Annotated in this window: 8 protein-coding genes and 1 pseudogene; 5 read left to right on the plus strand and 4 right to left on the minus strand. The window is 67.0% G+C overall.

Features of this window, described 5'->3' with window-relative positions; genetic code table 11:
- Nucleotides 1-109: 109 nt before the first annotated feature.
- Together ACLF3M_RS20775 and ACLF3M_RS20780 are read left to right on the plus strand one after the other, a co-directional pair.
- Nucleotides 110-586 (plus strand): TRAP transporter small permease subunit, encoded by a 477-nt coding sequence (locus tag ACLF3M_RS20775; protein ID WP_430658888.1) that lies wholly within the window; start codon nt 110-112, stop codon nt 584-586.
- Nucleotides 576-1,889, plus strand: a complete 1,314-nt coding sequence (locus ACLF3M_RS20780) for a TRAP transporter large permease (RefSeq protein WP_430658889.1) — start codon at nt 576-578, stop codon at nt 1,887-1,889. The genes ACLF3M_RS20775 and ACLF3M_RS20780 overlap by 11 nt, the downstream gene beginning before the upstream one ends.
- 29 nt (nt 1,890-1,918) lie before the next feature.
- On the opposite strand, the gene ACLF3M_RS20785 is transcribed toward ACLF3M_RS20780, so the two are convergent.
- Nucleotides 1,919-2,413 (minus strand): nuclear transport factor 2 family protein, encoded by a 495-nt coding sequence (locus tag ACLF3M_RS20785; RefSeq protein WP_430658890.1) that lies wholly within the window; start codon nt 2,411-2,413, stop codon nt 1,919-1,921.
- A gap of 71 nt (nt 2,414-2,484) precedes the next feature.
- On the opposite strand from ACLF3M_RS20785, the gene ACLF3M_RS20790 reads away from it, so the two are divergent.
- Nucleotides 2,485-3,261 carry an SDR family NAD(P)-dependent oxidoreductase gene (locus ACLF3M_RS20790; RefSeq protein WP_430658891.1) on the plus strand — a complete coding sequence of 259 codons (777 nt, stop codon included), beginning with the start codon at nt 2,485-2,487 and terminating at the stop codon, nt 3,259-3,261.
- 135 nt (nt 3,262-3,396) lie between these two features.
- On the opposite strand, the gene ACLF3M_RS20795 is transcribed toward ACLF3M_RS20790, so the two are convergent.
- The 3 genes from ACLF3M_RS20795 to soxC form a co-directional block, all read right to left on the minus strand.
- Nucleotides 3,397-4,419 (minus strand): amino acid ABC transporter substrate-binding protein, encoded by a 1,023-nt coding sequence (locus tag ACLF3M_RS20795; protein WP_430658892.1) that lies wholly within the window; start codon nt 4,417-4,419, stop codon nt 3,397-3,399.
- 221 nt (nt 4,420-4,640) lie between these two features.
- Nucleotides 4,641-5,174 (minus strand): c-type cytochrome, encoded by a 534-nt coding sequence (locus ACLF3M_RS20800; RefSeq protein ID WP_430658893.1) that lies wholly within the window; start codon nt 5,172-5,174, stop codon nt 4,641-4,643.
- Nucleotides 5,161-6,456 (minus strand): sulfite dehydrogenase, encoded by a 1,296-nt coding sequence (soxC, locus tag ACLF3M_RS20805; RefSeq protein WP_430658894.1) that lies wholly within the window; start codon nt 6,454-6,456, stop codon nt 5,161-5,163. The genes ACLF3M_RS20800 and soxC overlap by 14 nt, the downstream gene beginning before the upstream one ends.
- Before the next feature lie 345 nt (nt 6,457-6,801).
- Here soxC and ACLF3M_RS20810 point away from each other — a divergent pair, with 345 nt between their 5' ends.
- Both ACLF3M_RS20810 and ACLF3M_RS20815 read left to right on the plus strand, forming a co-directional pair.
- Nucleotides 6,802-8,391, plus strand: coding sequence for a helix-turn-helix domain-containing protein (locus ACLF3M_RS20810; RefSeq protein WP_430658895.1), 1,590 nt, complete (start codon nt 6,802-6,804; stop codon nt 8,389-8,391).
- Nucleotides 8,392-8,632: 241 nt separating this feature from the next.
- Nucleotides 8,633-8,824 (plus strand): annotated as a pseudogene (locus ACLF3M_RS20815) (hypothetical protein); the annotation flags it as partial.

The following is an 8,824-nucleotide window of genomic DNA, read 5'->3' on the forward strand; positions in this document are numbered from 1 at the left end:
ATGCCTCGGGCGGGAGCCGCGAAAGCGGGTTCCGGCCGAGCGCGCGCTCGCCGAACGTGCGGGCTTGTCGGTGAACAGCCGGGCGATGACCGCTCGGTAGGGAGAGCAGATGGCGATCAGGAAGCTCTGCGTTGGACTGGGCGAGTTGCTCTCCTATTCCTATGCGATCGTCTTTCTGCTCACGATCTATGAAGTGGTGATGCGGTATGCGTTTCGCGCTCCGACGCAATGGACGCTCGAAGTCGCGCTGATCGTCGCGGCGCTCCACTATTTCTTCAGCGGGCCGCAGTCCATTGCTGCGGATCTCCATATTCGGATCAGCTTCCTCGCGGATCGCCTTCCGGCCCCTGCGCGGCGTGCCGCGGACGCTTTCGGCCGACTCATCGGCCTAGTCGCGATGTCGGCCGTTCTCTACTGGGCCGCGATCCAGGCGTGGACAGCGATCGAACGGGACGAGAGGGCAGGGACCATCCTGAACTCGCCGCTTCCCGTGATCCTCAAGCTCGCGCTGGCTGTCGCCCTGCTCCTGATGATTCTGCTGCTCGCGGCGTCCTTCCTGCCTCGGAGAGCGTCGGATGACACCTGAGTACGCGACCCTCCTGACATTCTCGCTCCTGCTCCTGATGATCGTGGCCGGCGTTCCTCTCGGCTACTCGACGCTTGCCACGGCCGTCGTTGTCGGAACCGTCGGCTTCGGCTTCAACAGCCTGCTGCTGATTGCCGGGCGAATCTACGACACCTCCACAAACTACGTGCTGATCACCGTTCCCCTGTTCATCATGATGGGCGTCGTCATGGAGAAGGGCGGGATCGCCCAGGCGCTCTTCAACGTACTTCACATATGGACGGCCCGGATTCCGGGCGGGATGGCGGTCGGTTGCGTTCTTGCAGGCGCGATCATGGCAGCAATGGTCGGGGTGGTCGGCGCCGACATCATCACACTCGGTCTCGTCGCGCTCCCGACCATGCTCCGGCGCGGCTACGACCGCCGACTGGCGCTCGGCGTCGTGTGTGCTAGCGGCACGCTCGGCACCATGATTCCGCCAAGCCTGGTGCTCGTGATCTATGGGCTGATCGCCGGCGCTTCCATTGCGGAGTTGTTTGCCGCGGCGCTGATCCCCGGGCTCATCCTTGCGGCGCTCTACGCCGTCTACGTGGTGACGCGCTGCGTCCTGCAGCCTGAACTCGCCCCCATGCCCTCCGCCGAGGAGCGGAATCTGCCGCTGGGACACAAGCTGGCGCTCGCCCGTCACCTCATCCTGCCGATCGGCATCGTCTGCGCGGTCCTCGGCTCGATCTACGCGGGCGTCGCGTCGCCGACCGAAGCGGCGGCCGTCGGCACCGCCGGCGCACTCCTCGCGGCGTTGATGACGGGCAAGTTCGGGCTGCGCGACGTCCACGACACGATCGTCCAGACCGGGCGTGCCATGGGCCCGGTGATGTGGACCTTCTTCGGCGCCACCAGCCTCGTCGGTATCTACACCCTCGTCGGCGGGATCACCTACGTCTCCGGGCTGATCAGCGGTCTTCCCTTGCCGCCGATCGGCGTAATTATCGTGATGAACCTCATCCTGATCTTTCTCGGGATGCTGCTCGACTGGGTCGGGATCGCCCTTTTGACGCTGCCCATCTTCATCCCGGTCATCCGGCAACTGGGCTACGATACGGTGTGGTTCGGGGTCGTGTTCTGCATGAACATGCAGATCGGCTACATGTCGCCACCTTTCGGGCCGTCCGCGTTCTACCTAAAGAGCGTGACGCCACCGGAGATCAGGCTGGAGGACATCTTCGCCTCGGTCGTGCCGTTCATGTTGCTGCAGGGCGTCGCGCTTGGGCTCATCATCGCCTTTCCGGAAATCGTGCTGTGGCTGCCGCAGCAGCTACGCTAGCGAGTAGGCGACCAGGCGGCGTCGCGGCCTCAGCGGCCGTCGATCTGCGGCGGCTGCCACCCCCGCGGCGGCGGGCGCCGCGCAAGGCGATGGAGGTTCACGCGAAACCCGGCGTCGCTGCCGTGCATCTCCTGTCGCCGTCTTGCGATCCGCCATATCTCGCCGTCACGAAGGAATTCGTCGCAATACGACCCAAACAGCGTCGCGGTGGAACCGTCGTCTCGCTCGTGCCAAGCGATGACGTAGCTTCGGACCCTCGCATGCGCGTCGTCGTCGAAGCTGATCTCAATATTCGAGAGATGGTGCGAGGTCCGCGACCATCGCCAGAGCCTCTGGAGGGAGCGCGCCAGCGCCTCCGCCCCATGGCTTTCGAGCAGCGGGTCGGGGCCGTAGCTGACCAAGCAATCCCGCGTGAAAAGCGGCGGAATTCCGTCCAGGTTCATCTCGTCGAGGTGCCGGCAGTAGCGCGCCAGGACCTCGGCGATCGCGATCCGGTCACCGAACTCGCGCAGGGCCATCGACATGCGACACCTCCGAAGGACAATCGCCGCGTCGGTGTAGCAGTCGGATCACGCGCATTCCAGGAGCGACGCAAGTGGGCACTCTGAACGGACGGACGGTACTGCTGACCGGCGCGTCGAGTGGTGTGGGCGCCGTCACGGCCCGGACATTGCTCGCTGGGGGCGCTTCGGTGGTCGCGCACTATTTCGGCGACGCGGCACATGACGGTGCCATGGCCGAGCTTGCGGCTTCCGCGGCGCCGGATCGCCTTCTGGCAGTGAAGGGCGACTTCTCCATGTCGTCGGCGGCCGGCGAGGTCTGGGACGCGGCCGTCCGATGGAAGGGCCATATCGACGTCGTCGTACTCAATGCGGCTATCACGCGCTTCGATGGTGGGCTGGACGACAGTGCGGAAGTCTGGGCGGACAGCTGGTCGAGCCAGTGGCAGGTCAATGTGATGGCGCCGGCCTGGCTGATGCGGAGCGCAGTGCATCATTTCCGCCAGTGTGGCGGCGGAGTTCTCATCACCTTCTCGAGCTGGAACGCACAACGTGGATCTACCAGCGCGGCACAGATCGCCTATGCCGCGACCAAGGGCGCCATCACTGCGGCGGCCAAGACGATCGCACGTACTGGCGCCAAGGACGGAATCCTCAGCCACATCATCGCGCCGGGAATCGTCAGGACGAAGATGTCTGAGGACTTTGCCCGGCTCCAGGGCGGAGAGGATCGCGTGACGGCGACGCTCGCGATGGGCGAATGGGTTCCGCCGCAGGAACTGGCCGATCTGGTCGCCTTTCTAGCTGAAGGCCGCTGCCGCCACCTTTCGGGCGCGACCCTGGATGTTAACGGAGCGACTTACGTCCGATAGCCTGAGCGCCTCTGAGGCGCGGCTCCGGTCCACGGTGGAGCGAGTGCGACGGGATTCGAACCGTCGCTGCTGAGTGCGTGGGAACCGGAGCAGTGACCTCACGACAATGACACTGCCCGCGTGCCTGCCTCGCTCCTACCGGATCGGCGGCGCGTAATGTAGGCCACCGCGGGTCCAGAGGTTGTTGATCCCGCGCGGCACGCCGAGCGGGGCGATGTTGCGCTCCCAGCTCTCGCCGAAGTTGCCGACTTGGCGGATGATCCGGACGGCCCAGTCGTTGTCGAGCCCCATGGCACGGCCGAAGTCGCCGCTGCGCCCAAGCAGGCGCTGCACGTCGGGATTCCGGGTGTCCATGTGGCTATCGACGCTCGCGCTGGTGATCCCGAGTTCCTCCGCGCTCACCATCGCGAAGTGGCTCCAGCGCACCACGTCGAAGAATCGCCAGTCGCCCTTGCGCACTACCGCCCCCAACGGCTCCTTCGAGATGATCTCCGGCAGTAGGATGTACTGCTCGCCCGCCGCGCCCTGGCTGGCGCGGAAAGCGGCAAGCACCGAGGCGTCATTGGTCAGGGCATCGCAGCGACCGGCGATGAAGGCGGCGCGAATCTCCTCGCCCTGCTCGATCACCACCGGCGTGAAGCGCATGTTGTTCGTGCGGAAGAAGTCAGCAAGGTTCAACTCGGTCGTCGTGCCGGGCGACACGCAAATCGTCGCGCCGTCGAGTTGGCGCGCAGAGGTGACACCGGAGGATTGCTTCACCATGAAGCCCTGGCCGTCGTAGAAATTGATCGAAGCGAAGGCCAGACCGAGTTGCGCCTCGCGTCCCAGCGTCCAAGTCGTGCTGCGCGCTAGCATGTCCACCTCGCCCGACTGCAGCGCGGTGAAGCGCACTTGCGTGCTGGTTGGCACGAAGCGCACCTTGTTCGCATCGCCGAGGATGGCGGCAGCGACCGCGCGGCAGGCATCGACGTCGAGGCCGCGCATCTCGCCGCGTGAATCTGGCCGGGCGAAGCCCACGACGTTCATCCCGACGCCGCAAACGAGCTGCCCGCGGGCACGGATTACCGCAATGGTGTCGGCGCTCGGCTGGGCCGGTGAGCTAACGGGCAGCAGCGCCGCTAGCACGGCAGCAGCCATCCCGGTCAGGGCGGTTCGCATGGCATGCTCTCCCATCTAATCTGCAGCGGCGTGCTCGCGCGGCGGTCACAGCGCAACTGGCTTGGATGCTGCCGAGCATTGGCCATCTCGTGCAACATCAATGCACCTCTTGCCAAACCCACCCTTTACCAGTGGCGCGACGGCGGGCGCTGCTCCCGCAGCGTTGCATTGCGGGTTGGTGCCTGGGGCCCAATCGCGTGTCCATTTCAGTGTCGTGGGTATCAGCGGCTCGACGGCCAGGGCACGAACCCGTCTCGATTCGGCATGCGGATCGCCCTGATGCCCGCTGCGTCGAGGTCTGCCGTCTCTGGGACGATCGCGTCGACTGAGAGGATATAGCCAACCACCGCGTAGACTTCGTTATCCGTCAGCGACAGCGGCGCTTGGATCGGCATGGCGCGTCGGACGTAGTCGAACAACGTGGTCGCGTACGGCCAGAAGCTCGCCACCGTCCTGATCGGTGCGGGCGAGGCAAGCGTGCCGACACCGCCGGTCAGCCGGTCGGCCGGTCGCCCCTGTCCGCGCTCGCCGTGGCAGGACTGGCAGCGCTGGACGTAGATCTCGCGCCCTTGCGCGACGGTGCCGCGCCCCGGCGGCAAACCTTCGCCGTCTGGCGCGACGGAAATGTCCCAGCTCTCCACCTCCACCGAACTGGCCGGGCGGCCAAGCCGCGGCGAGGTGGCATGATCCGCAGCGAGCGGCGTGCTCGTTGCCAGCAGCGCCAGGGTGACGCCGAAGGCGCTACGCATATGCATTGAACACCTCCCCGTTGGCAGCGATACGGCTCGCGACGGTCGCGTTGTATCCAAAGGGCTGGCCGGGCGCGTACTGCGCGAGCCATTGCTCTCGACTCGGCTGCACGTTGCCCTGGTCGTCAGTCGCGCGGCTCATCAGTACGGCGGGCGCACCGTCCCAGCGCCAGGGGATACGGAATCGGGTGAGGCACAACGGCAGCACTGGGTCCTGCAACGCGGCCTCGGCCCAGGACGCGCCCCCGTCGGCCGACACCTCGACCCGCGCCACGCGGCCATGCCCAGACCACGCAATGCCGGAGATCTCGTAAAAGCCCGGCCCGGTCATGGCCAGGCCGCGCGCTGGACGGCAGATCAGCGACTTCACGTCCATCGCCGTCTTGAACTGCCACGCCAAGCCATCCGGACGCGGGTGGGTGTAGCGAGAAGTCTCGTCCCGCGTCTGCGTCGGCCCCTCGGTAACCTTGATGCGCCGCAGCCATTTCACGCTGATAGCTCCAATCCAGCCGGGTACCACGAGGCGTATCGGATACCCGTTCTCCGGCCGGACACGCTCACCGTTCTGGTAGAGCGCGACGAGTGTGTCGCTCATCGCCTTCTCGACAGGAAGCGAGCGGCCGTAGCCCGCGCCATCGGCGCTCTCGGCCAGTACCCACCGCCCGCGCGGATCGATGCCTGCCTCTTCGAGCAGCGTCCGAAGCGGCACACCGGTCCATTCAGCGCAGGACACCCGCCCGTTGATCATGTGGAAGGGAAGCTGCGGCGCTTCCCTGGCTGCGTACTGCATGCTGTTGCCGCCGCATTCGATGAACAGGAGCCGCGAGGTCATCTGGTAGCGCAGCAGATCGGGCACACCGAAGGTGAGGGGGCGCTCGACCAGCCCGTGAATTAGCAGCCGGTGTGCATCGCGGTTGATGTCGGGCACGCCGTTGTGGTGGCGCTCGTAATGCAGGCCGATCGGCGTGATGATGCCCTCGAGCCGGTGCAGGGGTGTATTCGACGGGCCCGTGCCCGGGGCGAGATCGCCGAATGGCCGCGGGATGCCGCGCTGGACCCCCTCTTCAGCCTTGGCCGGCATCCCATATGCGCGGAACGGTGTTCCGGGCGCGACCATGCTCGCGGGCGACGAAAGGCGAGGTTCGGACGTGGCCAGGGCATCGCCGCTCGCGTAGAGCGAAGCACCGGCCGCAGCGCCAAACGAAACTAGCAATCTTCGGTGCAGCAAGCCATTGGCGGCAACCGGTTCCGCGCTCTGCCTCAACATCGTGTGCGTCACGCGGTCCATGTGCCCCACCTCCTCGCCGACACTCTGCCCAGGAAGCGGCGGCATTGTTGCATGCGGCCGATGCCAAGCCGTTATCCGGATGCGGCACCATTGATCCACTCGCGGCAGAATTCACGTGCGGGCAGCGGCTTTGCCGTGCCAACGTGAACCGGGTCTGTTGCTGACGAGTGCCTTATGGGCTCGCTGGAACAGGACAGGCGAAGCTGCGGTCCGCTGCCGGGGAGCGTTCATCGGCCGATCGACTATCTCCGCGCCGAGATAGCCCGCCCTCGGGAAGGTTTCCGCTGCGAAGCGGGGTGACGCGGTGCCAATCTGATGCCGGTGCATAGCTTGCGAGGATCCAGGATGGACACGCAGCATCCGAACGAACCGGGCGCCAACGCACTGCCCGGCGGACTTCACCGGGCAATCGCATTTCTGCGCACCGACCTCGGGCGCCCGCTGATCGGGCGCGAACTGGCGCGGGCGGCCGGCCTGCCGGAACGCACCCTGCGGGCCCATTTCCGGAGGTTCCTGGGCGTGTCGGCGCAGCAATGGCTGCATAAGGCGCGGCTCACCGCGATCCGCGAGGCCCTGCTGGCACCGCAGGCAAACGAGACCGTCGGCGCGGCTGCGACGCGCTTCGGCATAGCACACCTCGCGCGCTTCGCGGCGGACTACCGACGCCGCTTCGGCGAGCCACCTTCGGCGACACTGGAACGTGGGCGCGCGGCCGTGGTCGCCGCCCGCATGCCGGCCGCGTCGCTGGCAGGGCGCGGACCGCCTGTCCTGGTGCTCCCTGTCGCCTGCAGCGAGGGCACGGCTCGCCGGGAGGACTGCGACTTCGCCGAAGCGCTTGCAGAGCAGTTGGCGATGGCGCTCAGCCGCATCCGCTCCGGTCCGGTGCGGCTCGTACGGCCGGGTGAACGGGTGGTGGCCGATGCCGGCTCGGCCTGCTACGCCCTGGCGGGACGCGTCGTGCGTTCCGGCGACCGGCTGCGGGTGGTGCTGCGACTGTTCGACGCGACGGACGGCACCCACGTATGGGGCGATGCCTTCGACGGCATGCCCTCTGATGCGCTGTCTCTGCAGGACGAGGTGCTCGGCGCCGCCGCCACGATGCATGGGCGGATCGAAGATGCGGCAACTGAGCGGGCGTGGCGGCTGCCGCCGGAGCGGTTGCTCGCGCGGGACCTGGTGATGCGCGCGATATCTTTGATCCGGGCCAGCGGTGCCGCCAACAACGAGAGCGCATTCAGTATCGCGATGCGCGCAGCGGAGCTCGATCCTACCGATGCCGCGGCAGCGGCGTTGATCGGCGCATGCTACGCGCGGCGGGTCGGTCTCGGCGCCTCGAAAGACTGGGCCGGCGACCGGGCGATGGCGATCCGCTGGGATGCGCGCGCGGCAGCGCTCGACCCATCCGAGCCCTTGTCGCTGGCGGCGCGGAGCATCGTCGCGATGCACGTGAGCGACGCCGCCGCCGCCGACCTGCTGACGTCTCGCGCCGTCGCGATCAGCCCGGGGTCGTCATGGGCTTGGGAGCGGAGCGGGTACTATCACGTCGCCTCGGGCAATGCCGCCCGGGGCATCCGGCACATCGAGCACGCCATCGGCCTGAACGGGCCGCGCGCGCCGATATCGGGGTGCCTCAACAGCCTGGCGCAGGCGCATCTCTGGGAGGGGCGGACGGAGCAGGCCGCCGCGCTGGCGCTAAAGTCGCTCTCGCTGAACCCGCAGGACGTGGTGCCGCGACGCATCCTGTCGTCGTGCTACGCGCTGCTCGGCTTGGACGATCAGGCGCGACGCAATATCGACCATCTGCGGACCATGACACCGGAAATCAGCCAGCGCTGGTTCGTCAACAGCAGTCCCTGGCTGGCTTGGTCGGCCACACGCGCACAATACAAGGCCCGTGTCGGAGATCGGCTGGTGGTGCTGGGGATGCCGCGGTGACCTGAGCGACCCTTTGAGCCGACATTCCCCGGATGGCCGGCCCATCGGGCCATCCAGCGATGGCCGTATGGGTGATCCAACGGCTCTTGCGTCGCGGCTGATCGGTCGGCGCTCGCCGTTGCGGCGGCGATTATACCCTGCCGGTCGAAATCTGGACGCGGTTCGCGCGCCGCCAGCCAGCGCGACCGATGCGGCCAGCCAGGCTCAACATCGGGCTGCCGGAGCGGAAGATTTCTGGCACATCGTAACCGTCAAGGAGAGAAGATTGCGGCTGGCGCCGGACGGCGCCGGGGAGCATGGCTCGGAGTGGGCGGCGATCTGCTCGATCGCGGCCAAGATTGGCGGCTCGGCAGCCGGCATTAGAGGGCAGACCACGGCTCGCGAGCCCGGGGACCATATTCTGCGCATGTGGGTTCGAAGGTCTGCTTCGGGT

Source organism: Falsiroseomonas sp. HW251 (assembly GCF_050563545.1).
GTDB lineage: Bacteria > Pseudomonadota > Alphaproteobacteria > Acetobacterales > Acetobacteraceae > Falsiroseomonas.

Excerpts from the sequence above, each read along its gene's own strand:
- ACLF3M_RS20785 (WP_430658890.1), bottom strand. The coding sequence starts at position 2,413 with ATGTCGATGGCCCTGCGCGAGTTCGGTGACCGGATCGCGATCGCCGAG.
- ACLF3M_RS20795 (WP_430658892.1), bottom strand. The coding sequence starts at position 4,419 with ATGCGAACCGCCCTGACCGGGATGGCTGCTGCCGTGCTAGCGGCGCTG.
- ACLF3M_RS20780 (WP_430658889.1), top strand. The coding sequence starts at position 576 with ATGACACCTGAGTACGCGACCCTCCTGACATTCTCGCTCCTGCTCCTG.
- ACLF3M_RS20800 (WP_430658893.1), bottom strand. The coding sequence starts at position 5,174 with ATGCATATGCGTAGCGCCTTCGGCGTCACCCTGGCGCTGCTGGCAACG.
- ACLF3M_RS20775 (WP_430658888.1), top strand. The coding sequence starts at position 110 with ATGGCGATCAGGAAGCTCTGCGTTGGACTGGGCGAGTTGCTCTCCTAT.
- ACLF3M_RS20810 (WP_430658895.1), top strand. The coding sequence starts at position 6,802 with ATGGACACGCAGCATCCGAACGAACCGGGCGCCAACGCACTGCCCGGC.
- soxC (WP_430658894.1), bottom strand. The coding sequence starts at position 6,456 with ATGGACCGCGTGACGCACACGATGTTGAGGCAGAGCGCGGAACCGGTT.